The 23,438-nt window shown below is 69.9% G+C and carries 21 protein-coding genes and 1 tRNA gene; 11 read left to right on the forward strand and 11 right to left on the reverse strand.

What is annotated here, in order from left to right:
- Positions 1-1,366, reverse strand: a 1,366-nt coding sequence (ilvD, locus tag Q7P21_RS00790; protein ID WP_304175327.1) for a dihydroxy-acid dehydratase, incomplete at its 3' end; no start/stop codon positions are given.
- Between the two features lie 99 nt (positions 1,367-1,465).
- On the opposite strand from ilvD, the gene Q7P21_RS00795 reads away from it, so the two are divergent.
- Positions 1,466-2,374: a LysR family transcriptional regulator gene (locus Q7P21_RS00795; RefSeq protein ID WP_304164195.1), complete on the forward strand. Its 909-nt coding sequence runs from the start codon at positions 1,466-1,468 to the stop codon at positions 2,372-2,374.
- 12 nt (positions 2,375-2,386) lie between these two features.
- Here Q7P21_RS00795 and Q7P21_RS00800 read toward each other — a convergent pair whose 3' ends face one another.
- The 3 genes from Q7P21_RS00800 to Q7P21_RS00810 form a co-directional block, all read right to left on the reverse strand.
- Positions 2,387-2,722: a hypothetical protein gene (locus Q7P21_RS00800; protein WP_304164192.1), complete on the reverse strand. Its 336-nt coding sequence runs from the start codon at positions 2,720-2,722 to the stop codon at positions 2,387-2,389.
- 202 nt (positions 2,723-2,924) lie between these two features.
- Positions 2,925-3,000: transfer RNA gene (locus tag Q7P21_RS00805), tRNA-Ala, on the reverse strand.
- 139 nt (positions 3,001-3,139) lie between these two features.
- Complete coding sequence (locus Q7P21_RS00810) at positions 3,140-3,610, reverse strand: TIGR02300 family protein (RefSeq protein ID WP_304164191.1); 471 nt, start codon at positions 3,608-3,610, stop codon at positions 3,140-3,142.
- Between the two features lie 109 nt (positions 3,611-3,719).
- Between Q7P21_RS00810 and aroA the strand changes: the two genes are divergently transcribed.
- From aroA to mscL, 5 genes are all read left to right on the forward strand, one after another.
- The gene (gene aroA / locus Q7P21_RS00815) at positions 3,720-5,051 is read left to right on the forward strand and encodes a 3-phosphoshikimate 1-carboxyvinyltransferase (RefSeq protein WP_304164188.1); all 1,332 of its coding nucleotides are present in this window, start codon (positions 3,720-3,722) and stop codon (positions 5,049-5,051) included.
- Positions 5,048-5,698, forward strand: a complete 651-nt coding sequence (cmk, locus tag Q7P21_RS00820) for a (d)CMP kinase (protein WP_304164185.1) — start codon at positions 5,048-5,050, stop codon at positions 5,696-5,698. Before aroA ends, cmk begins: the two co-directional genes overlap by 4 nt.
- A gap of 155 nt (positions 5,699-5,853) precedes the next feature.
- Positions 5,854-7,563 carry a 30S ribosomal protein S1 gene (rpsA, locus tag Q7P21_RS00825; RefSeq protein ID WP_304164181.1) on the forward strand — a complete coding sequence of 570 codons (1,710 nt, stop codon included), beginning with the start codon at positions 5,854-5,856 and terminating at the stop codon, positions 7,561-7,563.
- A 193-nt stretch (positions 7,564-7,756) separates the two neighbouring features.
- Entirely contained in the window at positions 7,757-8,041 is a 285-nt protein-coding gene (locus tag Q7P21_RS00830; protein ID WP_242563789.1) for an integration host factor subunit beta, read from the forward strand.
- 85 nt (positions 8,042-8,126) lie between these two features.
- Positions 8,127-8,546 (forward strand): large-conductance mechanosensitive channel protein MscL, encoded by a 420-nt coding sequence (mscL, locus tag Q7P21_RS00835; RefSeq protein ID WP_304164178.1) that lies wholly within the window; start codon positions 8,127-8,129, stop codon positions 8,544-8,546.
- Between the two features lie 10 nt (positions 8,547-8,556).
- Here the strand turns inward: mscL and Q7P21_RS00840 are convergent, their stop codons facing one another.
- Positions 8,557-9,075 (reverse strand): GNAT family N-acetyltransferase, encoded by a 519-nt coding sequence (locus tag Q7P21_RS00840; protein WP_304164176.1) that lies wholly within the window; start codon positions 9,073-9,075, stop codon positions 8,557-8,559.
- Between the two features lie 83 nt (positions 9,076-9,158).
- Between Q7P21_RS00840 and Q7P21_RS00845 the strand changes: the two genes are divergently transcribed.
- The 5 genes from Q7P21_RS00845 to Q7P21_RS00865 are packed head-to-tail and all read left to right on the forward strand — an operon-like array spanning position 9,159 to position 14,185.
- Complete coding sequence (locus Q7P21_RS00845; RefSeq protein ID WP_304164174.1) at positions 9,159-9,803, forward strand: phosphoribosylanthranilate isomerase; 645 nt, start codon at positions 9,159-9,161, stop codon at positions 9,801-9,803.
- Between the two features lie 42 nt (positions 9,804-9,845).
- The gene (trpB, locus tag Q7P21_RS00850) at positions 9,846-11,069 is read left to right on the forward strand and encodes a tryptophan synthase subunit beta (RefSeq protein WP_304164173.1); all 1,224 of its coding nucleotides are present in this window, start codon (positions 9,846-9,848) and stop codon (positions 11,067-11,069) included.
- Entirely contained in the window at positions 11,066-11,899 is an 834-nt protein-coding gene (gene trpA, locus Q7P21_RS00855; protein WP_304164170.1) for a tryptophan synthase subunit alpha, read from the forward strand. The genes trpB and trpA overlap by 4 nt, the downstream gene beginning before the upstream one ends.
- Before the next feature lie 6 nt (positions 11,900-11,905).
- On the forward strand, positions 11,906-12,838 hold the full coding sequence (gene accD / locus Q7P21_RS00860) for an acetyl-CoA carboxylase, carboxyltransferase subunit beta (RefSeq protein ID WP_304164168.1): 933 nt from the start codon (positions 11,906-11,908) through the stop codon (positions 12,836-12,838).
- Positions 12,839-12,865: 27 nt separating this feature from the next.
- Entirely contained in the window at positions 12,866-14,185 is a 1,320-nt protein-coding gene (locus Q7P21_RS00865; protein ID WP_304175330.1) for a folylpolyglutamate synthase/dihydrofolate synthase family protein, read from the forward strand.
- Positions 14,186-14,239: 54 nt separating this feature from the next.
- Here Q7P21_RS00865 and trxA read toward each other — a convergent pair whose 3' ends face one another.
- The 6 genes from trxA to tsaE form a co-directional block, all read right to left on the reverse strand.
- Positions 14,240-14,563 carry a thioredoxin gene (gene trxA, locus Q7P21_RS00870; protein ID WP_304164164.1) on the reverse strand — a complete coding sequence of 108 codons (324 nt, stop codon included), beginning with the start codon at positions 14,561-14,563 and terminating at the stop codon, positions 14,240-14,242.
- 81 nt (positions 14,564-14,644) lie between these two features.
- Positions 14,645-18,112 carry a double-strand break repair helicase AddA gene (addA, locus tag Q7P21_RS00875; protein ID WP_304175332.1) on the reverse strand — a complete coding sequence of 1,156 codons (3,468 nt, stop codon included), beginning with the start codon at positions 18,110-18,112 and terminating at the stop codon, positions 14,645-14,647.
- Complete coding sequence (gene addB / locus Q7P21_RS00880) at positions 18,109-21,105, reverse strand: double-strand break repair protein AddB (protein WP_304164160.1); 2,997 nt, start codon at positions 21,103-21,105, stop codon at positions 18,109-18,111. The genes addA and addB overlap by 4 nt, the downstream gene beginning before the upstream one ends.
- Positions 21,102-21,818 carry a nucleotidyltransferase family protein gene (locus Q7P21_RS00885; RefSeq protein WP_304164158.1) on the reverse strand — a complete coding sequence of 239 codons (717 nt, stop codon included), beginning with the start codon at positions 21,816-21,818 and terminating at the stop codon, positions 21,102-21,104. Before Q7P21_RS00885 ends, addB begins: the two co-directional genes overlap by 4 nt.
- Positions 21,815-22,924, reverse strand: a complete 1,110-nt coding sequence (gene amgK, locus Q7P21_RS00890; RefSeq protein WP_304164157.1) for an N-acetylmuramate/N-acetylglucosamine kinase AmgK — start codon at positions 22,922-22,924, stop codon at positions 21,815-21,817. Before amgK ends, Q7P21_RS00885 begins: the two co-directional genes overlap by 4 nt.
- A complete protein-coding gene (tsaE, locus tag Q7P21_RS00895; RefSeq protein ID WP_304175334.1) occupies positions 22,890-23,351 on the reverse strand; it encodes a tRNA (adenosine(37)-N6)-threonylcarbamoyltransferase complex ATPase subunit type 1 TsaE in 462 nt (153 codons plus the stop codon). Before tsaE ends, amgK begins: the two co-directional genes overlap by 35 nt.
- Between the last annotated feature and the right edge of the window lie 87 nt (positions 23,352-23,438).

The following is a 23,438-nucleotide window of genomic DNA, read 5'->3' on the forward strand; positions in this document are numbered from 1 at the left end:
CAAAGACCTTGGCGGGACCAGAGAACTTCAGGATGCTCTCATCGACCCCGGCGGTCTTGACGATACAGCCGTCCAGGGCGAGGTCGCCCTTCAGCACGGCCAGGCCCCCATCCTGGGAAAAGGCGTGGGCGGCGTCGCGGATCACGCCCTCGGCCCGGTCCAGATCCAGCTCCTCCCAGCGGCGGCTCTGGCTGAAGGCGACTTGCGTCGCCACCCCGCCCGGGGCGGCGCGGAAGAAGGTGCGCACGTCCTCGCTGTTGGTGCGGGAGATGTCCCAGCGGTTCAGCGCCTCGGCCAGGGTCGCGGCATGCACCGTGGGCAGGTCGGTGGTGAGCAGGCCGGCGCGGTCCAGTTCGCCCAGGATCGCCATCACGCCCCCGGCGCGGTGGACGTCCTCCATGTGCACGTCGGCCTTGGCCGGCGCGACCTTGGACAGGCAGGGCACCCTGCGCGACAGCCGGTCGATATCGTCCATGGTGAAGTCGATCTCGGCCTCGTGGGCGGCGGCCAAGAGGTGCAGCACGGTGTTGGTCGAGCCGCCCATGGCGATGTCCAGGCACATGGCGTTCTCGAAGGCCGCGAAGCTGGCGACCTTGCGCGGCAGCACGCTCTCGTCGTCTTGCTCATAGTAGCGCCGCGTGATGTCGACGATGGTGCGGCCGGCCTCCAGGAAAAGCCGCTCGCGGTCGGAGTGGGTGGCCAGGACCGAGCCGTTGCCCGGTAGGGAGAGGCCCAGAGCCTCGGTCAGGCAGTTCATCGAATTGGCCGTGAACATGCCCGAGCAGGAGCCGCAGGTCGGGCAGGCGGCGCGCTCGATGGCGGCCAGGTCGCCGTCCGACACCGACTCGTCGGCCGCCGCGACCATGGCGTCGACCAGGTCCAGGGCGACCTGCTTGCCTTTCAGCACCACCTTGCCGGCTTCCATCGGCCCGCCGGAGACGAAGACCGTGGGGATGTTCAGCCGCAGCGACGCCATCAGCATGCCGGGCGTGATCTTGTCGCAGTTGGAGATGCAGACCAGGGCGTCCACGCAGTGGGCGTTGGCCATGTACTCGACGCTGTCGGCGATCAACTCGCGCGAGGGCAGGCTGTAGAGCATGCCGTCATGGCCCATGGCGATGCCGTCGTCGACCGCGATGGTGTTGAACTCCTTGGCCACCCCGCCGGCCTGCTCGATCTCGCGGGCGACCAGCTGGCCCAGGTCCTTCAGGTGCACATGGCCGGGCACGAACTGGGTGAAGCTGTTGACCACGGCGATGATCGGCTTGCCGAAATCGCCGTCCTTCATGCCGGTGGCGCGCCACAGGCCGCGGGCGCCGGCCATGTTGCGACCGTGGGTGGAGGTGCGGGAACGATAGGCGGGCATGGCGGGATCTCGCGAAAGCTGTCGCGTCCCGATAGACCATCGCCAATTGGTGGTGAAATATATTACTCAGGGCCAATTAGGTCGTGGAAAATATCACAAATGGACGTGCGCCAGCTCCGGCACTTCGCGGCCGTCGCCGAGACCCTGCATTTCGGCCGCGCGGCTCTCAAGCTCGGCATGACCCAGCCGCCGCTCAGCCAGTCGATCCTGGCCCTGGAGGCCGAGCTGGGCGCGGCCCTGTTCGCGCGCAGCAAGCGCAGCGTGGCGCTCACCCCCTTCGGTGAACAGTGGTTGATCCCGGTGCGCGCCGTGCTCAGCGATCTCGGCGACCTGCCGGGGATCGCCCGGCGGCTGCGCGATGGCGATGCGGGGCTCCTGGAGCTCTCCTTCGTCTCGACCGCCGACTATTCCATCCTGCCGGCCCTGGTTCGCCGCTTCGCCGGCCTCTATCCGGCCGTCGAGTTGGCGCTCACCGAGGCGACCAGCGATGTGCAGATCGAGGGCCTCGTCGAGGGCCGCGGCCATGCCGGCATCATCATCCCGCCGCCGGGCGGAACCCTGCCCGAGCCCTTGAGCTACCGCGCCCTCATGACCGAGCCCCTGGTCGCCGCCGTGCCGGACACCTGGATCGAGGAGGGCCGCCTGCCGGCCGCCGCCGCGCCCCTGTCGCCGGCCGCCGTGATCGGCGCCCCGTTGATCATCTTTCCGCGCCGTTCTGCCCCGGCCTTCTACGACCTGGTCACCGGCTATTTCAACGCTCACGGCGGCAAGGCCCAGATCCTCCAGGAAGCCGTCCAGATGCAGACCATCATCAGCCTGGTCTCGGCCGGCATGGGCATCGCCCTGGTGCCGGCCTCCCTGCGCCACCTCGCCCGCACCGGTGTCCGCTACCTGCCCCTGGCCGGCGAAGCCCCCACCCTGGAGACCGGCCTCGCCTGGCGCCGCAACGACGCGACCCCGACCCTGGAGCGGTTCCTCGATGTAGCGTGGGAGGTGGCTGAGGGGTGAGGCCGAGACCGGTCAGGCGCCGGGAATGGGCAGGCGTTCCATCACCTCGACCCGGTCGCCTGGGAAGATCGTGAAGTGCGGATGGCCTACGAACAGCGCCGCGGCTTCTTCATGGCTCTCGGCGGTCAGCACCACATAGCCGCCCACGTGATTGCGGATGTCCTCGACGCCCCGGTTCGAGACGCTCTTGGTCCCGCCGACCGGGCCGCCCGCCTCGACGAGGCGCGCCGCGTTCGCCCCCATCCAAGCGCCCCAGGCGGCCATGCCCCGTGCCAGGTCCGCCTCGCTCATGTCCGGAGGCCCACCGCCATCAGCCGAACCCATGAACAGCGCCAGAAAAGTCTTCATGTCCGCATCCTCCATCCGTCGGCCGCGTGGCCGACGCCCCAAGAACGCACAGGATACCGCCGATCCGACAAGCCAGAGCGAAATCGCTCACGGCCGACCCTGAGCCCGCCGCGTTTCTCAGTTCATCCGTGCGCAAGTCGGGGGCCGCGACGCCGTGCGCCCCAAATGGAAACGGCCGCTTCCGGTGAGGAAGCGGCCGCTATGGTGGAGCTAAGCGGAGTCGAACCGCTGACCTCTTGAATGCCATTCAAGCGCTCTACCAACTGAGCTATAGCCCCGAAGTCTCGGGCCTTCAGGCCGTGGGCGAAAACCCCGTCCCCGAAGAGGCGCGGAACCTAGTCCGACAGTTTGCCGCGATCAACCCCGCCCGGAGGAATTTTTCGGGCGGGATCGTCGCAGGCGTTTCAGAGCCGGAGCCTAGCGATCGTCGTCGTCGCCTTCGCCGGGCAGGCCGTCGATCTCGGTGTCGTCGAAATCGTCTTCCTCGTCTTCCAGGAAGGGCACATCGGCGTCGTCTTCTTCCAGGTCTTCCTCGTCTTCCTGGAAGCCGGCCAGCTCGTCTTCCGGCGCGACGACGGGTTCGCCGTCCTCGTCGTCGTCGACGGCGATGATCGGCTCATCGACGGCCTCGTCGATGGCGGGGGTGACGACCTCGTCCTCTTCCTCGTCCTCCGCCTCAGGCTTGGCCCGGACTTGATCTTCGCGCTCGTCGTCGAGCTCGTGGTCGGTCGGGGTCACACGGGCCCGCACGCGGCGGCTACGGACAGCCTCGTCGGGGTCGAATTCGTTGGCGCATTTCGGACAGACAGCAGGACGACGAGTGAGGTCGTAGAACTTCGCCTGGCAGTTGGGGCAGATTTGCTTTGCGCCCAGTTCAGGATTGGCCAAGTGGAGGGCCTCTAAGCAGGGGTTCAAATTGAAGCCGGCTCACTTGCCACGCGAAGTCGCCGCTGTCAAAAGCAAACCCCCTCGGCAAAACAACAGGCTTGGTATTCCCATGACGTCAGCTGGACTGACCGCGCACCGCGGCGGCCCGCTGCGGGGTCGCGTGCGCGCCCCTGGCGACAAATCCATTTCCCACCGGGCGTTGATTTTCGGGGCGCTGGCGAGCGGCGTGACCGAGGTTGAGGGGCTGCTGGAAGGCGAGGACGTCAAGCGCTCGGCCCAGGCCATGGCGGCCTTTGGCGCCGGCGTCGAGCGGCTGGGCGAGGGCCATTGGCGGGTTGTCGGCCAGGGCGGGTTCGCCGAGCCGGCCGACGTGATCGACTGCGGCAACGCCGGCACCGGGGTGCGGCTGATCATGGGGGCGGCGGCCGGCTTTGATCTCGCGGCCACCTTCACCGGCGACGCCTCCCTGCGCGGCCGGCCGATGAACCGGGTGATGAAACCCCTGGCGGAGATGGGCGCGGTGTTCCTCGGCCGCTCCGGCGGTCGCCTGCCGCTGACCCTGAAGGGCGGCGGCCTGAAACGCATTTCCTATCGCCTGCCTGAGCCCTCGGCCCAGGTGAAGTCGGCGGTGCTGCTGGCCGGCCTGCACGCCGACGGCGGGGCCCTGGTCCTCGAACCCGAAGCCACCCGTGACCATACGGAGCGCATGTTGCGAGGCTTCGGGGCGGTCGTCCATGTTGAGGTCAAGGACGGCGTCCGACACATCGACCTGCCGGGCGGCCAGTCCCTGACCGGAGCCCATGTGCGGGTCCCGGGCGATCCGTCCTCGGCGGCCTTCCCCCTGGTGGCGGCCCTGATCACCCCGGGCTCGGAGGTGACGGTGGAGGGGGTGCTGCTGAACCCGCTGCGGACCGGCCTGTTCACGACCCTGATCGAGATGGGCGCGGACCTGGTGATCTCCAACGTCCGGGTCGAGAGCGGCGAGGAGGTCGGGGATATCACCGCGCGCTATTCCGAATTGAGCGGCGTCGAGGTGCCGGCCGAGCGGGCGCCCTCGATGATCGACGAATATCCGATCCTGGCGGTGGCGGCGGCCTTCGCCCGGGGCGCGACCCACATGCGCGGCATCGGCGAGATGCGGGTCAAGGAAAGCGACCGGATCGCCCTGATGGCCACGGGCCTGGCCGCCTGCGGCATCGGGGTCGAGGAAGAGCCCGAGGGCCTGATCGTGGTCGGCGCAGCGCAAGCCAATCATCCGGCCCGGGGCGGGGCGCGGGTGGTGACCCGGGGCGACCACCGGATCGCCATGTCCCACCTGGTCATGGGCCTGGCCTCCGACCAGCCGGTCAGCGTCGATGAGCCGGGCATGATCGCCACCTCGTTCCCCGGCTTCGTCGAGATGATGCGCGGGCTGGGCGCCGAACTGGGGGAGAGCGCGTGAGCGGCTTCGTAATCTGCGTCGACGGCCCGGCCGCCTCCGGCAAGGGCACGATCGCCAACCGGCTCGGCGCGCTCTACGGCCTGCCCGTGCTGGATTCCGGCCTGCTCTATCGCGGGGTCGGGGTGATGATGCAAAGGGCCGGCGGGGATCTGGACGACGCCACCCAAGCCGGGGCCATGGCCCGGACCCTGACGGCTGGCATGCTGACCGATCCGGCGTTCCGCACCCGGGCGGCCGGCGAGGCCGCCAGCCGCGTCGCGGTTCACACCCCCGTGCGCATGGCCCTGCGCGACCTGCAGCTCGGCTTCGCACGCCAGCCGGGCGGGGCGGTGCTGGATGGCCGCGACATGGGCACGGTCATCTGCCCGGAAGCCCCGGCCAAGCTCTACGTCACGGCCGATCCCGAGGTCCGCGCCGAGCGTCGCTGGAAGCAGCTGGCCGGCCAGGGCGAGGCCGTCGACCTGGCCGATGTGCTGGATGATATCAGGAAGCGCGACGCCCGCGATTCCGGCCGGGCCGACTCGCCCATGGTGGCCGCCGCCGACGCCGTCTTGCTGGACACCAGCAAAATGACTATAGAGCACGCCACCGATGCGGCCCGCCGCATTGTCGAGGCGGCGCGCGCGCGCTGGGAGCAGTCCCGGTAAGCAAATCCACCCGCGCCTTTCCCTCGTCGCCGCGGGCAGAACTAACCGGCGCGGGCTTCCGCGCTATCGGTCGCAACCCTTAACCCGACATGGGGATTCCGTCTGGACGCCAAGCGGCGGCCGGGCCCCATGTCATTTGAAGACGAAAGACCATTATGGCTGACGATATGGGCCTCAACCCCTCGCGCGACGATTTCGCCGCGCTGCTCGACCAATCCATGGGCGGGCGCGATTTCATGGAAGGCTCGGTCGTTCAAGGCCAGGTCGTGGGAATCGAGAAAGACTTCGCGATCATCGACGTCGGTCTGAAGACCGAAGGCCGGATCTCGCTGAAGGAATTCGGCCTCGGCGACGACGGCAAGAGCCCGATCAAGATCGGCGACACCGTCGAAGTGTTCCTCGAGCGTGTCGAGAACGCCATGGGCGAAGCGGTCATCAGCCGCGACAAGGCCCGCCGCGAGGAAGCCTGGACCCGTCTCGAAGGCGTCTATGAGCGCAACGAACCGGTCATGGGTTCGATCGTGGGCCGCGTGAAGGGTGGCTTCACCGTCGACCTCGGCGGCGCCTCGGCCTTCCTGCCGGGCAGCCAGGTCGACATCCGCCCCGTGCGCGACGTCGGCCCGCTGATGGGCCGCGAGCAGCCGTTCGCGATCCTCAAGATGGACCGCCCGCGCGGCAATATCGTGGTCTCGCGCCGTGCGATCCTGGAAGAAGCCCGCGCCGAACAGCGCACCGAGCTGGTCTCCCAGCTGCAGGAAGGCGAAATCCGCGAAGGCGTCGTCAAGAACATCACCGACTACGGCGCGTTCGTGGACCTGGGCGGCATCGACGGCCTGCTGCACGTCACCGACATGAGCTGGAAGCGCGTCAACCACCCGAGCCAGGTGCTCGCGGTCGGCGACACGGTGAAGGTCCAGATCGTCAAGATCAACCCGGACACCCAACGCATCTCGCTTGGCATGAAGCAGCTGCAGTCCGACCCGTGGGACGGCGTGGAAGCCAAGTATCCGGTGGGCGCGAAGTTCACCGGCCGGATCACCAACATCACCGACTACGGCGCCTTCGTGGAGCTGGAAGCCGGTGTCGAAGGCCTGGTCCACGTCTCGGAAATGTCCTGGACCAAGAAGAACGTCCACCCCGGCAAGATCGTCTCGACCTCGCAGGAAGTCGACGTGGTCGTGCTGGACGTCGATCCGTCAAAGCGTCGCGTCTCGCTTGGCCTGAAGCAGGCCATGGACAACCCCTGGGACGCGTTCGTCGCCTCTCACCCGATCGGCTCGACCGTCGAGGGCGAAGTCAAGAACGCCACCGAATTCGGTCTGTTCATCGGTCTGGAGAACGACATCGACGGCATGGTCCACCTGTCCGATCTGGACTGGGCGGTCTCCGGCGAAGAAGCCATCGCCCGCTATCACAAGGGTGAGATGGTCAAGGCCCGCGTCCTCGACGTCGATATCGAAAAGGAACGCATCAGCCTCGGCATCAAGCAACTGGCCGGCGATCCGATGGCCGGCGACGGCTTCCGCAAGGGCCAGACCGTCACCGTCACGATCACCGAGGTCACCTCGGGCGGCGTGGAAGTGCGGTTCGGCGAGGACGATGCTCCGATGACCGCCTTCGTGCGCAAGTCGGACCTGTCGCGTGACCGCGCCGATCAACGCCCCGAGCGCTACGCCGTGGGTGACCGCGTCGACGCTCAGGTCACCAATGTCGACAAGGCCGCCCGTCGCGTCTCCGTCTCCATCAAGGCCCTGGAAATGGCCGAGGAGAAGGAAGCCATCGAGCAGTTCGGCTCCTCGGACTCCGGCGCTTCGCTGGGCGACATCCTGGGCGCGGCTCTGCGCGAGAAGGCCCAAAAGGAGTAGGCGTCAGCCTGCAATTGGAAGTTGGTGGAGCCCCGTCCGGCATGTCCGGGCGGGGCTTCGTCGTTTTCGGGCGCCGGGTTTGGCGGCGCCCAGCCCCAGCTTGGGATAGTGAATTGCCGAAGAACCCTTTTCCCGCCTTGAACATCCCAAAGGACTCGACCATGTTCCGACCGCCGCAAGACCGGAACAGGGTATGATCAAGTCGGAACTCATCGCCAAACTCGCCGAAGAGAATCCGCATCTCACCCAGCGCGACATAGAGCGCGTGGTGGGGGTGATCCTAGAGCGCATGATCCTGGCCCTCGAAGAGGGTGGTCGGGTTGAGCTGCGGGGCTTCGGAGCCCTGTCGGTCCGCTCAAGGGACGCCCGCGCCGGCCGCAATCCCCGCACCGGCGAGGCCGTCGATGTCCGCGCCAAGCACGTGCCGTTCTTCAAGAGCGGCAAGGAATTGCGCGAGCGCCTGAACGCCGACGAATAGTCGGCCTCGCCCAATCTGGACGGCCCAGGATTGACCACCGGCCCCGGATCGGGGGAATCGGGGGTCTGCACCTCAGGAGGCCGCCATGGGCATTTTCAGCGAATTTCGGGAATTCATCGCCCGCGGCAGCGTCATCGACCTGGCGGTCGGGGTTATTGTCGGTGCGGCTTTCAGCAACATCACCAAGAGCCTGGTCGAGCAGGTGATCATGCCGCCGGTCGGACTGATCACCGCCGGTGTCAATTTCGCCGATATGAAACTGGTGCTGCGGCCCGACAATCCCCTGACCAAGGTCGACGAGCTGGTCGCCATTCAGTACGGCGCCTTCATCAACACCGTGATCCAGGCCCTGATCGTCGCCTGGGTGGTGTTCCTGATGGTCAAGGCCGTCAACGCCATGCGCCGCAATGAGGACGCCAAGCCGGAGGTCGAGCAGCAGCCGAGCCATACCGAGGCTCTGCTGATGGAAATCCGCGATCTCCTGAAGGCCCCCGCCGCCAAATAGGCCAGACGGTTCAGTCGGCCTGGAAGGTCCAGATCGGTCCGGTCCAGTGCTCGCCGTCGCCCTCCAGCCGTTCCAGGCCCGAGACATTGGCCGCTCCGGCGATCGCGCGAGGCCAGAAGGCCTTGGCCGCCAAGTTGCGCTCGGCCACCGCCACCTCCCAGCGCCCAGGGTGGAGGGCCAGGATCTGACGCACGGCCTCGGCGCCCCGTCCGCCGCGCCGGTGTTTCCGGGCGATGAAGAACTCCCCCATGTTCCGCTCCACATGCCCGCCGCGATGAGACTGGGTGTTGAGGAGTGCGAAACCGATCGGCCGCTCATCGGCCAGGATCAACAGGGCGGCGCGGTCCGGGGCCGTGAAATAGTCTTCCAGATGCGGCAAGTCGCCGAGGCCGCCGTGCGGGTCGAACTCGAACCGGTCCGATTCCGCCGGCTCCAGTTCGGAAAAGTCGTAGATGTAGAAATTCGCCAGGCCCGCGATCAGCGGCCTCTCCGCCGCGCTGGCCGGGCGCACCCGCGTTTCAAGCTCCATCCGCCCGCGCTCCCCCGTGCTCGGGACGGCGATATCACGCCCAGGCTCTTGCGTCGCCGGGCCCAAGTCCCCTAATCCGCCGCATGACCGTCGCGGCCAAGATCTGTGGAATGAAGACCCCCGAGGCCGTGCGCGCGGCCGTCGACGGGAAGGCGAGCCATATCGGTTTCATCTTCTTTCCCAAGAGCCCGCGGAACATCGCCCCCGACGCTGCGGCGCGCCTGACGCCGCCCGCCCGGGCGAAGAACGTCAAGATCGTCGCGGTCACCGTCGATCCGGACGACGAACTCCTGGACCGGCTGGCCAGCATCCTGGCGCCCGACCTCATCCAGTTGCACGGCAGCGAGACCCCGGCTCGGGCCCGCGACGTAGGCCGGCGGACGGGCGCCGGCGTCATCAAGGTGCTGCCGATCACCACCGCCCACGATCTCTCGGCCGCCAAGGCCTATGAGGCGGCGACCGACCACCTGATGTTCGAAGCCAAGGCGCCGGCGGATTCGGAGCTGCCGGGCGGCAACGGCGCCCGCTTCGACTGGAGCCTGATGATGGGCCACCGCTTCCAGCGGCCCTGGTTGCTGGCCGGCGGTCTGGATCCCTGGAATGTCGTCGACGCCGTGCGGCTGTCCGGCGCGCCCATGGTGGACGTTTCCTCTGGCGTGGAGCGCGGTCCCGGCTTAAAGGACCCGGCCTTGATCACGGCGTTCCTTGAAGCCGTCCGCCGCGCCTGACCGTATTGCCTGAGCCCCGATCCAGAGCCGAGTGATAGTGCCGTGAACGCGCCCAGTCCCGCCCCCAACGACTATTCAGCCTATCCGGACGCCCAGGGCCGGTTTGGCGACTATGGCGGCCGCTATGTGCCCGAGACCCTGATGCCGCTGGTCCATGAGCTGGATGCGGCCTATCGGGCGGCCAAGGCCGATCCCGCCTTCCAGGCCGAGCTGTCGAGCTTCCTGACCCACTATGTCGGCCGCCCCAGCCCGCTCTATTTCGCCGAGCGCCTGACCCAGCACTATGGCGGCGCGAAGATCTATCTGAAGCGCGAGGAGCTGAATCACACCGGCTCCCACAAGATCAACAACTGCATGGGCCAGATCCTGCTGGCGCGGCGCATGGGCAAGACCCGGATCATCGCCGAGACCGGCGCCGGCCAGCATGGGGTGGCCTCGGCCACGGTCTGCGCCCGCTTCGGCCTGCCCTGCGTGGTCTATATGGGCGCCGTCGATGTCGAGCGGCAGAAGCCCAATGTGTTCCGCATGAACCTGCTGGGCGCCCAGGTCGAGGCGGTGACCTCCGGCTCGGCGACGCTCAAGGACGCCATGAACGAGGCCCTGCGCGACTGGGTCACCAACGTCCACGACACCTATTACATGATCGGCACCGCGGCCGGCATGCATCCGTATCCGGAGATGGTCCGCGACTTCCAGTCGGTGATCGGCCAGGAGGTGCGCGAGCAGATGATGGCCGCCGAGGGCCGCCTGCCCGACGCGGTGGTCGCCTGCGTGGGCGGCGGCTCCAACGCCATCGGCATTTTCCATCCGTTCCTGAATGACGAGGGCGTCCGCCTCTATGGCGTCGAGGCGGCCGGCGAGGGCATGGACAGCGGCCGTCACGCGGCCGCGATCAATGGCGGCCGCCCCGGTGTCCTGCATGGAAACATGACCTATCTACTGCAGGATCCCGAGGGCCAGATCACCGAGGCCCATTCGATCTCGGCCGGCCTCGACTATCCGGGCATCGGGCCCGAGCACTCCTGGCTGCACGATGTCGGCCGGGCGACCTATCTGACCGCCACCGACCAGGATTCCCTGGAGGCGTTCACGCTTCTGGCCCAGCTTGAGGGCATACTGCCGGCGATCGAGTCCGCCCACGCCCTGGCCCGCCTGCCGGAGGTGGTGAAGGACGTCGGCAAGGACGGTATCGTGGTGCTGAATCTCTCCGGCCGGGGCGACAAGGACGTCGCCACCGTGGCCGCCCATCTCGGACGGACGATTTGACCAAGACTCGTATCGACGCGCGGTTCGCGGCGCTCAAGGCTGAGGGCCGTGCGGCCTTCGTGGCCTATGTCATGGCCGGCGACCCGGACTATGCGACCGGTCTGGAGATTCTCAAGGGTCTGCCGGGCGCGGGCGCCGACCTGATCGAGGTGGGGTTCCCCTTCTCCGACCCCATGGCCGAGGGGCCGCCGATCCAGCGCGCCGCGCTTCGGGCCCTCAACAAGGGCATGACGCTCTCCAAGACCCTGCAGATGATCGCCGCGTTCCGGCAGGTGGATCAGACCACCCCGATCGTCCTGATGGGTTACGCCAATCCGTTGATCAACCGGGGCTTCGAGACCTTCGCCCGCGATGCAGCGGCGGCCGGCGCCGACGGGCTGATCGTGGTCGACATCCCGCCGGAGGAGGCCGATCCCCTGGCCGACGCGCTGGACGCCGAACAGCTGTCCCTGCTGCTGCTTTCGACGCCCACCAGTGACGACGCGCGGCTGAAGATCATCCTGAAGCGGACCTCGGGCTTCGCCTACTATGTCTCGGTGGCCGGGGTCACCGGGGTGAAGGAAGCCGACGCCGCGACCGTGGCGCCCCACGTCGAACGGGTCCGGGCGGCCGGCGGCCTGCCGGTCTGCGTCGGCTTCGGAATCAAGACGCCTGAGCGCGCCGCGGCGGTCGCCCGGGTCGCCGATGGCGTGGTGGTCGGCTCGGCCCTGGTGGATGAAGTCGCCGAAGCTCTGGCGGTCAACGAAAGCGTGACCGCCCGGGTGCTTTCCAAAGTCAATTCCTTGGCTAAGGCTGTGCGTTCCGCGCGAGTCGAAAGCCTCACGGTGTAAGACCCCATGGCGATGGCTGAACAGCGAAACGACAAGGCCGGCAAGTCTCCGGCGTCCACGGCCCCGCGTGAGCGGGGCGGGTGGCTGGCCAAGATCGCGCCCGGCGTGCGCAATCTGGTCTCCAAGCGTGAGACGCCCGAGAACCTGTGGGTCAAATGTCCCGACACCGGGGAGATGATCTACCGCTCGGACCTGGAGGCGGCCCTGTGGGTCACGCCGTCGGGCAGCCATATGCGGATCGGCGCGGCGCAACGCATGCGCTACACCTTCGATGACGGCCAGTACGAGAAGATCGCCTCGCCGGTGGTCGTCGAGGACCCGCTGAAGTTCCCGGATGACAAGCCCTATCCCGAGCGCCTCAAGGCCGCCCGCAAGGCGACCGGCGAGCAGGATTCCATGGCCATCGGCTTTGGCAAGATCCAGGGCCAGGACGCCGTGGTCGTGGTCCAGGACTTCTCCTTCATGGGCGGTTCGCTCGGCATGGGCGCCGGGGAGATCTTCATCAAGGCCGCCCAGGAAGCCGTAACCCGCGGCTGCCCCTTCGTGATCTTCACGGCCTCGGGCGGCGCGCGGATGCAGGAAGGGACTCTGTCCCTGATGCAGATGGCGCGGACGACTCTGGCCCTCAATGAGGTCAAGAGCGCCGGCCTGCCCTATGTGGTGGTGCTGACCGATCCGACCACGGGCGGGGTCTCGGCCTCCTACGCCATGCTGGGCGACGTGCACCTGGCCGAGCCCAACGCCATGATCGCCTTCTCCGGCCGTCGCGTGATCGAGCAGACCATCCGCGAGGTCCTGCCCCCCGGCTTCCAGCGCGCCGAATTCCTGGTGGAGCGCGGCATGGTCGACCAGGTGGTGGCTCGGGCCGATATCCCCCGCGTTCTGGCCTCGATCCTGAAGACCCTGATGATGGGTCGCGCGCGCTCAAGGGCCGCCTGACCTTCTCCACACAACCGGCAGACCGCGATGTATGACCCCATCCGCGCCTCCGACGCGGTAATGCAGCGTCTGCGCGCCAACCATCCGTCGCTGATCGACCTGACCACCGGCCGGGTCGAGCGTCTGCTGGCGGCCCTCGGCCATCCCGAGCGGCGGCTGCCGCCGGTGATTCATGTGGCGGGCACCAACGGCAAGGGCTCGACGGTCGCCTATCTGCGGGCCATCGCCGAAGCTGCGGGGCTGAAGGTCCATGCCATCACCTCGCCGCATCTGGTGCGGTTCGCCGAGCGTATCCGGGTGGCCGGGACCCTGATCACCGATGCGCGGCTGGAGGAGCTCACCGACCGGCTGGAGACCGCCAACGCCGGCCAGCCGATCAGCTTCTTCGAGATCACCACCGTGCTGGCCTTCGAGGCCTTCGCCGACACGCCCGCCGATCTCTGCATCGTCGAGGTCGGTCTGGGCGGCCGCTTCGACGCCACCAATGTGTTCGACGCCCCGGCGGTCAGCGTCATCACCCCGGTCGACTACGACCATCTGGAGATGCTGGGTCCGGAACTGGGCAAGATCGCCTGGGAGAAGGCCGGGATCATCAAGCCGGGGCGGCCGGTGGTCTCCGCCCGCCAACTGATGGAGGCCGAGGACGTCATCCTCGCCGAGGCGGTGGCCCAGGGCGCGCCGATCACCCTGATGGGCCGCGACGCCGACGCCTGGGCCGAGCGCGGCCGGTTGATGGTGCAGGTCGGCGAACGCCATCTCGACCTGCCGGCGCCGTCGTTGTTTGGGGTGCATCAGTTCGACAACGCCGGCCTGGCGGTCGCGGCCATACTGGCGCTGAATGATCCGCGCATCGACGAGGCGGCTATCGCCCAGGGCGTCGCCTCCGCCGTCTGGCCGGCCCGTTTCCAGCGGCTGACCACCGGGCCGCTCGGGACCATGGCCCAGGCGCGGGGCGCGGACCTGTGGCTGGACGGCGGGCACAATCCCCACGCGGGGCGAGCCCTGGCGGAATCGACACGCCGGCTGCTGGCCCGCGATCCCCGGCCCCTGGTGCTGGTCGCCGCCATGTTCGCGCGCAAGGATTCGATGGGCTTCTTCGCGCCCTTCGCCGATCTCGACCCTCAGGTCTTCGCCACCAGCTTCGACTCGCCCAACGCCGCGACCGCCGAGGACATCGCCCAGGCGGCGGGTCAGGCCGGATTGCGGGTTGAGGTGGTGACCGACGTCACCGAGGGCGTGCGCCGGGCGTTGGCCCAGCCAGGTCCGCCGCCCCATGTGCTGGTCTGCGGCGGCCTGCACTTCGCCGGCGAGGTCCTGGCGCTCAGCCCCGAGACCTGGCCGACCTGACGCGCCGCCCGGCTCCAAATCAAAAACCAGAGCCGGGACGGGGTCAGGGCAGGATCAGATCCCGGCTTCGTTCAGCCATTCGACGATCTTCTGCTTGGGCATGGCGCCCACCTTCATGGAGGCCATCTGGCCGTCCTTGAACAGCATCATGGTCGGGATGCCGCGCACGCCGTAGCGCGAGGGGGTGGTCGGCGATTCTTCGATGTTCAGCTTGACCACGGTGACCTGGGCGCCCAGCTCGGCGGCGATCTGTTCCAGGGCCGGGGCGATCTGCTTGCAGGGGCCGCACCATTCGGCCCAGAAGTCGACCAGCACGGGCTTGGAGGACTGCAGGACGTCCTTGTCGAAGGATTCGTCGGTAACCGCTACGGTGCTCATCAAGAAGCTCCCTTTGACGCCGATCCGCGACGCGCGGCGGGCGTGTTTCGAACCGCCATATGGGCGGCTTCCCGTCCGGTATCAACCGTTACGACCAAGCTCCGCAAGGGTTTCGGCGATGAGTAATTCTGGGATGGGCATCAGCTTGGGCCCGTCGGTCCAGACCAGGGCCGCCTCGATGCGGCGCCCCGGGAACACATCGGCCAGCACCCCGGCATAGAGCGCCATCTGCCGCAGATAGGCGGGATCGGCCGCCTCGATGCGGTCGGGGGAGGGACGGTTGGTCTTGAAATCCGCCACCAGCACCCGGTCGGGCAGCACCACCAACCGGTCGAGCCGGCCGGAAATCGCCAGGCCAGGGGGCAGGGCCTTGGCCGTGCCGGCCACGGCGACCTCGGCGCGGGAGCCCGGCCCGAACACCTCGGCGAAGCGGTCGTCGTTCAGCACGCCCATCGCCGCGGCGACCATCTCGTCGGCCTGGTCGGGGGCGAGGTCGGGTTCGCGGCCCAGCATGCGGCGAGCGGAAGTCTCGCGCACGGCGGACTCGAGATCGGGCAGCACCTGCAGCAGGCGGTGGATCAGTTCGCCACGTCGGAATCGGCCCAGGCCGCGCGACCGGGCGAGCGGCGAGGCGGCCGGCGCGACCGCGTCCTCCCCCAGATCTGAGGGCGAGGCGTAGCGGGCATAGGCTTCCTGGGCGGCGGGCTCCGACGTCCAGGCCGGGGCCGGAGCGGTCGCGGCGTCTGCCCCGGCGGCGGGACCCAGGGCCGTGGGGTCGGGCCCGAACCGCTGGAACTCCAGGTCACCGGAGCGGACGGCGCGCACCTGAGGGCCGACGTCGGGGTGGGCCAGGGCGTCGTTCAGGGCGCGCCACCAGCCCTGCAGCGTCTCTTCCTTGGTCCGTGACGAGACCCGGCCGCAGAGCACCAGCCGGTCGCGTGCGCGGGTCAGGGCGACATAGAGCAGGCGGAAGGCCTCCTCCTCGTCCTTCCTCACGCGCCGCGCGCGGGCGGCGGCCGCAGCGGGGCCATCGGCCTTGCCGGACGCCGACCACAGGAAACCGCCGGCCTCGGTCTCCAACAGGGGCGAACCCCGGGCGGTGCGGCTGAGCGTGGTCTCCGGCAGGAAGACGATCGGCGCCTCCAGCCCCTTGGCGCCGTGGGCGGTCATCACCCGCACCTCGTCGCGACCGGCCTCCAGCTCGCGCTTCACGGTGATGTCCAGGCTGACCAGGGCGGCGGCCAGGCTCTCCAGATCCTCGATCCCCCGCTGCTCGGCCGCCAGCACCTGGGCCAGGAATTCGTCCAGGGCGTCCTGGGCCTCGGCCCCCAGCCGGCGCAGCATCCGGGCGCGCTGGGTGCGGCCGGCCGCGTCGCGGGCGCCCAGCAGATGGGAATAGAACTCGAAGGGCCGCCGCCGCGCCGCTTCTGCCCGAGCCAGGGTCAGGAAGGCCAGGGCCGAGGCCCATTCGGGCCGCTCGGCGGCGCGCTCGGCCAGCCTGGTCCAAAGTCGGGTGTCCCCGCGCCGGAAGGCCAGGGCGTAGAGGCTGTCATCGTCCAGGTCGCAGAACGGGCTTTTCAGCAGGGCGGCCAGGGTCAGGTCGTCGTCGGGGAACTGGACGAAGCGGGCGAGCGCCAGCAGGTCGTCGAACAGGATGTGCTCGCTGAGCGCCAGGCGGTCGGCCCCGGCCACCGGAATCTCCCGGCGCTTCAGCGCCCGCAGGATCTCCTCGAACAGGGCCCGGCGGCGGCGCACCAGGATCAGCACGTCGCCGGCCTTGGCGGGGCGCCAGACCTTGTCGTCCTTGTCGAACACCGCGTCGCCCCGGGCGATCAGGGCGGCGATCTCGCCGGCGATGCGTTCGGCGAGGCGGCGGTTGGCGGAGGTCTCGGCCACCTGGTCCAGGGGCGCGTCCCAGGCGTCGCGGTCCTCGCCGGCCACTTCGCGCTCGAGCGGCCAGAGATCGACGCAGCCGGCGTCGGCCTTGCGCATGGCCTCGTGCAGGATCGGCTCCGGGTCTCCGCCGGCGCCCAGGCGAGGCAGGATGGCGGCGGCTCGCTCGGGCGCCGCAAAGGCCGCATCGACGAACTTCAGCACCTGCGGCGTCGAGCGCCATGAGGCCAGCAGGTCCACCCGCTCGAAGCGCTGGCCGGCCCCGGCCGCGCGGTCGCGATGGTGCTCGAATTCCTGGATCAGGATCTCCGGCGCGGCGCCCTGGAAGGAATAGATCGACTGCTTCTCGTCGCCGACCACGAACATGTTGCGGGTCAGGCCGTCCCGGGTCGGCAGGCCGTCGCCGGAGAAGAACTCGCCGGCCAGCGCTCGGACGATGGCCCACTGGTCGGGCGCGGTGTCCTGGGCCTCGTCGACCAGCATGTGGGCGATGCCGCCGTCGAGCTTGTAGAGCACCCAGGCCGCTTGCGGCCGAAGCGCCGTCAGGTCGCGGGTTTTCTCGATCAGGTCGGCGAAATCGAGACCCCCGATCGCCGCCTTCTCGAGGCGGTAGGCGGCCAGATAGGCGTCGGCGAGCGCCAGCGCATAGGCCGTGTCCCAGGCGATGCTGGCGCTGGCGGCCAGTTCGCGGGCGGCGGCCAGCCGGTCCTGCTCGGCCAGCAGGGCGTCCCGCAGGTCCTCCCGCGACTTCAGCCCCGAGGTCTTGGCGACCCAGGTGGCGGGGGTCCCGGCCAGGGTGAACAGGGCGGAGGTCGCCGCGTCGAACCCGGCGTGGGGGTCGGCGGCCACGGCCGCGAGCTTGCCGGCGTTGGTCTGGTCCTGCTTGCCGCCCTCCGACAGCAGCTGGGCGGCCGCTCGCCACAGGGAACGATCCAGTTCGGCCATGGCCTGGGCGAGGACAGCGTCGGGGTCGCAGGGCTGGTCGAAGCCGCAAACCCGCCAGACATCGGCCACCGCGCCCGCGAAACCGCCCTGTGCCGCCAGATAGGCCGCGAGCCGTCCGCGCTGGGCCTCGAAGGCCGCGAACATCGACTGGAAGCTTTGATAATCCAGCGCCACCGAGAACCGGGCATAGGCCTGCGCCACCGGGCCCTCGCCCTTCAGGGCGTGCCGGGCCACGGCCTTGCGGGCGGCGGCGGCCACGGCGGCCGAGGCGGCGTCATCCATCACCCGGAAGCCCGGCGACACGCCCGCCTCCAGCGGGAAGCGCCGCAGCAGCTTCTCGCAGAAGGCGTGGATAGTCTGGATCTTCAGCCCGCCCGGGGTCTCCAGGGCGCGGGCGAACAGGGCGCGGGCGGCGGACAGCCGCTCGCGGTCATAGCTTTCGACCTCGCGACCCTCCAGCTCGGCCAGCCGGCTGCTCAGCCGGGCGTCGTCATAGACCGACCAGTCGCCGAGCAGGCCGAACAGCCGGCGCTGCATCTCGGCGGCGGCCGCCTTGGTGTAGGTCACGCACAGAATGGTCTCGGGCTCGGCCCCCGCCAGCAGCAGGCGGGCCACCCGGTCGATCAGGGTCTTGGTCTTGCCCGAGCCGGCGTTGGCGGTGACGAACACCGACAGGCCCGGATCGGCGGCGATGCGCTGCGGATCGCTCATTCGCTCTCCCCGTCCTCGCCGCTGGCCGACCATTCGAACACACGGGCCAGGTGGTCATAGTCGCTGGCATAGGTCTTCACGAACTGCGGGGCGGTGCGCGAGGCATAGGGCTGGTCCGGGTCGTCGAAGCGATTGATCAGGGTTGCAAGGCCTTCGAGGGCCTTGATCGCCGCCTCCTCGCTCTCCATGCCGGCCTGGGCGCGGGTCTCCACCCGTCCCGCCGGCTTGCGGCCGGTGACTTCCAGATAGGTCAGGTCGCCGGGGCTGGGGAAGCCCAGGCCCTCGAACCCCCCATGGGTGAGGATCGCCGCGGTCAGGGTCAGCTGCGGCGAGAAGCCGGTCTCGACCTGCTTCTTCGAGGGCGCAGCGCCGGTCTTGTAGTCGAGGATGTGACCAAAGCCCTTGGGGTCGATCTCGATGCGGTCGGCGGTGGCCTGGACGGTGAAGGCGCCGCCGGGCAGGGCCAGGGTGTGGCTGCCCTTGAGCTCGACATGGATGGTCCGGCCGTCGGCCCGGCGCTCACGCTCCAGGGCGGCCACCCACTCGGCGGCCTCGCCGGCCAGGGCCTGTTCGCGGGCCATGGCCTCCTCCGGCATGCCCTCGGCGCGCAGGGCTTCCAGATAGTAGTCGGCGAACCGAGCGGCGGCGTCCGGCGGCACGGCGCCGGGATGGTTCAGGGCGAAGCGTTCGAAGGCCTTGTGGATGGCCGTGCCGCGGGCCCGGGCGTCGATCGCCTCGTCCGGTCGCGGGGTCGGATAGAAGCGCAGGATGTCGCGGGCCCAGACGGCGTAGGGGTCCCGCGTCAGGGCCTCGATCCGGGTCACGGCCATCTTGCGGGGGCGGTCGGCGAGCGGCGGGGTCGGGGCAGGGCGCCTGGCGGGAGCGTAGCCGTCAGGGGCGTCCAGGGATCGGGCCCATTCGAGCATCTCGGGCCGGCCGGCGATCTTCACATCGGCGCCGCGCGCCAGGGTCTCCAGCCGCCACAGCCAGCGGGATTTCACGGCCGGCGCGCCTTCGCGGCGTTCGGTGTGCAGCAGCACCACTTCGGCGGCGCAGGCGGCCTGGGCGAAGTCGTGGGCGGCCAGGCCGACGCGGCGCTCCGGCGGCGGCAGGCCCAGCCGGGTGCGCATGGGGCGTGACAGGAAGGGATCGATCGGCGCCCCCTGGGGCCAGACGCCTTCCTCCAGCCCGGCGACGATCAGCCGGTCGGCGCGGGTCAGGCGGGCCTCGATGGCGCCCAGGATGCGCAGGCGCGGATGGGTGGCGCCGCCGGTGCGGACGGTCTCGCCGGCCATGAGCCGCTGGACGAGTTCGGCGAAGGCCCGGGCGGTAGTGGCGGGCAGGCCGCCGGACTCCTCGATCAGCCCAGCCAGCAGGCGGGCCAGGGCCTCGCCCTCATGGCCGGACCACAGGGCGCCGGTCGATCCGGCGGGGTCGGTCGCCAGGGCCTCCAGGGTCACGGCCAGGGCGCGGGCGGCCACGGCGGGCGGGCCTTCACCGATCCCAAGCACGGGGGTCAGGGCGGCCTTCAGGCGGTCGAGCAGGTCGCGGGAATCGGCGGGGCAGCGATCCTCCAGCTCGGTCCAGACGGTGCGCCGGGGGCCGCGCAGGACCTTGAGCTCCAGCTGGGCGCAGGCTTCTTCCATGGCCTCGGGGGCCAGGCCCAGTCGCACCAGCGGATGCTTCAGGATGGCCAGCAGGGTCACGGGGTCGAGCGGATCGACCAGCACCCGGCCGACCAGCCCCGCCAGCACTCCGCAGGGGGCGCCGGACAGGGCTTGGCCGGCGGAGCTATCCGCGCCGACCCCCCAGCGGGCCAGCTTGGCGGCGACCCGGCGGGCGAGGTTCTGGTCAGGCGCGACCAGGGCGGCGGTGCGGCCGGGAACCTCCAGGGCCTCGCGCAGCAACAGGGCGGCGAGGGTGGCGGCCTCGTCCTCGGTGCGGGCGGTGAGGATGGACAGACCCGTCAGCCCCTCGGCGATGGGGTCGACGCCGTCGGCCTTGCCCTCCTCGCGCAGGGCGGCGATGGCGGTCAGCCAGTCGGCGGTGGCCTCGGCGGGACGCAGGGCCTCATTGATCACCCGCCGGCGCCAGCGGCCCTGGCTCTTGAAGCTCTCAGAGGTCGGCCAGGTGCGGACATCGGCGCGGGTCAGGCCGGCCCGGGTCAGGAGCCGCTTCATGGCCCCCTGAGGGTGCTGCTCTCCCACCTTGATCCAGGCGGTGTCGGCCAGAGCGTCGTCCAGCCCTGGCAACACCACGGCCCCCTGGGGCGCCTGGGCGATCACGGCCAGCAGGTCGGCGGTGGCGGGCGCCGTGCCGGTGGAGCCGGCGGCGATCAGCACGCCCCGGGGCGGATCGATTCTCCACTTGGCGGCCAGGGACCGCAGCAGGGCCACGCGGCGTGCGCTGACATCCACCAGGCCAAGTGCCGCGAGCCGGCGGGGCCATTCGTCTAAGGCCATTTCCAGGAACTCGCGGGAGATCTTCCAGTGCTCGGCCAGGTCGGCCTCGACCAGGTCGGCCAGGCCCTTGTCGGCCGAGACCTCCTCGATCTGCAGGCTGTCGAGGAAGGACCCGAGCGCGTCGGCCAGCTCCAGGGCGGCGGGGGCGTCGAGGTCGCGGCCGAGCGCGCCCTCGTGGGCCTTCACGAGCGCGATCAGCTCGAAGCGGCGGCGCAGGGGGGCGATCGCGGCCGGCAGGTCGACGGCCAGGTCGCCGGGCTCGAAGGGCGGCTCGCCCTCGTCGAGGTCGCCGAGCGGCCGGATCTGCGGCGGCAGGACGGCGCGCCCGCCGCCGGCCGCCACGAAGGCGTCGGCCAGGGACCGGGCGCCCCGCCGGGTCGGGGTGAGCACCACGGCCTGGGACAGGGCTTCGGGGCCCAGTGGGGCCAAGGCGTCATAGAGGCCTTGGGCCAGGTCCTGCACGAAGGGCCGGTGGGCCGGGATGCTGAACCAGCGCGGGGCCGGTCCGGTCAGCAGCGGGCGCGGGCTCACGTCAGCCGCGCTTCCGCGGCCTCCCGCGCCTTGGGATCGCCGACGTGCAGCCAGAAGGCGTCCATGACCACGCCGAAGATGCGGCCCTCGTCCTGCAGCCGCCACCAGAGCGGCAGGATCGAGAAGGCCCCATCCGGCTGGTCGTCCAGCAGCTGCGGCTTCATGATCTGGAAGCCGATATTGGCCAGGGGGGCGGGATTGTCGTCATCGGCCATGTGGGTGATGCGGCCCTCGGCGTCCATGCGGAAGCCGCGCGGTCCCTCCAGCCCGATGCCCTGGTTGCGGGGCACCAGCAGCAGCAGCATGTCCATGCGCTCGGGATCCCAGGCCTGCTTCAGGGCCTCCAGCGGCGGGGTCTCGCCCCCGACCCACAGGGAATCGATATTGGCGATCAGGATCGGGTCGTCGCCGATCAGGTGGCGGGCGGCCTTGATGCCGCCGCCGGAGTCCAGCAGACCGGCGCGTTCGTCGGAGATCACCACCCTGGGCGCGGCGGTCCGCCGGGCGAGATGGGCCTCCATCTGGTCGGCGAAGTGGTGGACATTGACGATGGCGGTCTCGATCCCGGCCTGGGCCAGGCGGTCCAGAACGTGGTCGATCAGCGGCTTGCCGGCCACCTCGACCAGGGCCTTGGGCCGGTCGTCGGTCAGGGGCCGCATGCGCGAGCCGATGCCGGCCGCCAGCACCATGGCGATCTTGGGGCCCGTGTTCATTGGCGAGACGCCGCCGGAACATGGGCGTCGAACCAGGCCTTGAGTTCGACGAGCGACGGATCGGCCAGGCAGAGGTCGAGATAGCCCCAGAGTCTCGGCATGAAGGCGGCGTAGCGGGGCTTGCCGTCGCGGAACACCAGCCGGGCGAAGATGCCGAGGATGCGGCTGATATTGAGCGCGCCGAGCGCATGATAGTCGGCGAGGAAGGCGTCCCGGTCGAGGTCAGGCCGAAGGGCGAAATAGCGGTCGAGCGCGGTGGCCGCCCGGGCGGGCGTCACGTCGCGCCGCGCGTCGTGCAGCAGCATCGACATGTCCCAGGCCGGGTGGGCGCGGACGGCGTCCTGGAAATCCAGCAGGCCGACGCGGGCGGGCCCGGCGCGGTCCGGCAACCAGATCAGGTTCTCGGCGTGATAGTCCCGGTGGCAGAACACGCTGGCCCCGGCCGCGCCGCGGGCGATGATCGGCGCCCAGATCGCGTCCCATCGCGCCACCGCCTCATCCGTAAAGGCGAGCTCGGGCTTCAGCTTCGGCAGCCACTGCGGCAGCAGGTCGCCAGCGGTCTTCAGGGCCACGGCGTCATAGTCGAGCAGCGGCCAGGCCAGGCCGTCATGCTCCAGCACCGGCGGCGGGCTGGCTGCATGCAGGCGGACCAGGGCCTGGATGGCGGCGTCATAGAGCGGGCCCTCGTCCTGGCCGTCCTGGATCAGGTTGGCGAACAGGCCGTCGCCCAGGTCCTCCAGCACCGCCAGGCCGTTGGCGGCGTCCTGGGCGATGATGGCCGGCGCCGACAGCCCCTGCGCCTTCAGCCAGGCGGCGACGGTGACGAAGGCGTCGACCCGACCGGCGGCGAGGCGGGCCAACGCATTATAGCCGGCGGCCTGGCGTTGGGCCGGGGTCATGCCCGGCGTGCAGGGAGAGGTCTCGGCGCTGGGCGGCTGGTCCATGAAGATCAGGCTGGGGCCGGCGGCGGGGTGCAGGCGTTCATAGGCCCGGGTCGAGGCGTCGCCGGCCAGGGGCTGGCGGCGCGCCTCGGCCAGGCCGTGGGCGGCCAGGAACTCGGCCTTCAGGGTCTCACGATCCGAACTCAAGGTCCCTCCAGGCGCCATGGGGCACGAGCCGCGCCCGGCGCGCCTCCCCGTCGAGCGCTATGTCTATATCAAGTCGGTCAGCCGGCAGCTGGCCTTCCAGCCTCTGTGGCCATTCGATCAGGGCCGCGCCGTCCTCCAGCGCCTCATCCAGGCCGATCTCATAGGCCTCGTCCGGCGAGGTCAAACGGTAGAGGTCGAAATGGGCGACCGGGAAGTCGGGCCCCTCATAGAACTGCACCAGGGTGAAGGTCGGGCTGGGCACGTCCTCGTCCGGGGTGGTCAAGGCCCGGATCAGGGCCCGGGCCAGGGTCGACTTGCCGGCCCCCAGCGGGCCCGACAGGCAGATGGCCGAGCCGGGCCGCAGCGCCTGCGCCAGGGCCACGCCCAGGGCCTGGGTCGCGGCCTCGTCGGCGAGGCGCAACTCGAGGGGGGCGGCGGCGGTCATGGGCTGAACATGCCCTCGGCGCCGGGGGCGGGGCAAGGGGCGCCGCCAAGCCCGCGATTGAGAAATGCCGCCGTCCGGGTTAGGCGG

The organism is Phenylobacterium aquaticum (genome assembly GCF_947378715.1).
GTDB lineage: Bacteria > Pseudomonadota > Alphaproteobacteria > Caulobacterales > Caulobacteraceae > Phenylobacterium > Phenylobacterium aquaticum_A.

Excerpts from the sequence above, each read along its gene's own strand:
- Q7P21_RS00795 (WP_304164195.1), top strand. The coding sequence starts at position 1,466 with ATGGACGTGCGCCAGCTCCGGCACTTCGCGGCCGTCGCCGAGACCCTG.
- Q7P21_RS00800 (WP_304164192.1), bottom strand. The coding sequence starts at position 2,722 with ATGAAGACTTTTCTGGCGCTGTTCATGGGTTCGGCTGATGGCGGTGGG.
- aroA (WP_304164188.1), top strand. The coding sequence starts at position 3,720 with ATGACGTCAGCTGGACTGACCGCGCACCGCGGCGGCCCGCTGCGGGGT.
- rpsA (WP_304164181.1), top strand. The coding sequence starts at position 5,854 with ATGGCTGACGATATGGGCCTCAACCCCTCGCGCGACGATTTCGCCGCG.
- Q7P21_RS00830 (WP_242563789.1), top strand. The coding sequence starts at position 7,757 with ATGATCAAGTCGGAACTCATCGCCAAACTCGCCGAAGAGAATCCGCAT.
- mscL (WP_304164178.1), top strand. The coding sequence starts at position 8,127 with ATGGGCATTTTCAGCGAATTTCGGGAATTCATCGCCCGCGGCAGCGTC.
- Q7P21_RS00840 (WP_304164176.1), bottom strand. The coding sequence starts at position 9,075 with ATGGAGCTTGAAACGCGGGTGCGCCCGGCCAGCGCGGCGGAGAGGCCG.
- Q7P21_RS00845 (WP_304164174.1), top strand. The coding sequence starts at position 9,159 with ATGACCGTCGCGGCCAAGATCTGTGGAATGAAGACCCCCGAGGCCGTG.
- accD (WP_304164168.1), top strand. The coding sequence starts at position 11,906 with ATGGCGATGGCTGAACAGCGAAACGACAAGGCCGGCAAGTCTCCGGCG.
- Q7P21_RS00865 (WP_304175330.1), top strand. The coding sequence starts at position 12,866 with ATGTATGACCCCATCCGCGCCTCCGACGCGGTAATGCAGCGTCTGCGC.
- trxA (WP_304164164.1), bottom strand. The coding sequence starts at position 14,563 with ATGAGCACCGTAGCGGTTACCGACGAATCCTTCGACAAGGACGTCCTG.
- addA (WP_304175332.1), bottom strand. The coding sequence starts at position 18,112 with ATGAGCGATCCGCAGCGCATCGCCGCCGATCCGGGCCTGTCGGTGTTC.
- Q7P21_RS00885 (WP_304164158.1), bottom strand. The coding sequence starts at position 21,818 with ATGAACACGGGCCCCAAGATCGCCATGGTGCTGGCGGCCGGCATCGGC.
- amgK (WP_304164157.1), bottom strand. The coding sequence starts at position 22,924 with ATGGCGCCTGGAGGGACCTTGAGTTCGGATCGTGAGACCCTGAAGGCC.
- tsaE (WP_304175334.1), bottom strand. The coding sequence starts at position 23,351 with ATGACCGCCGCCGCCCCCCTCGAGTTGCGCCTCGCCGACGAGGCCGCG.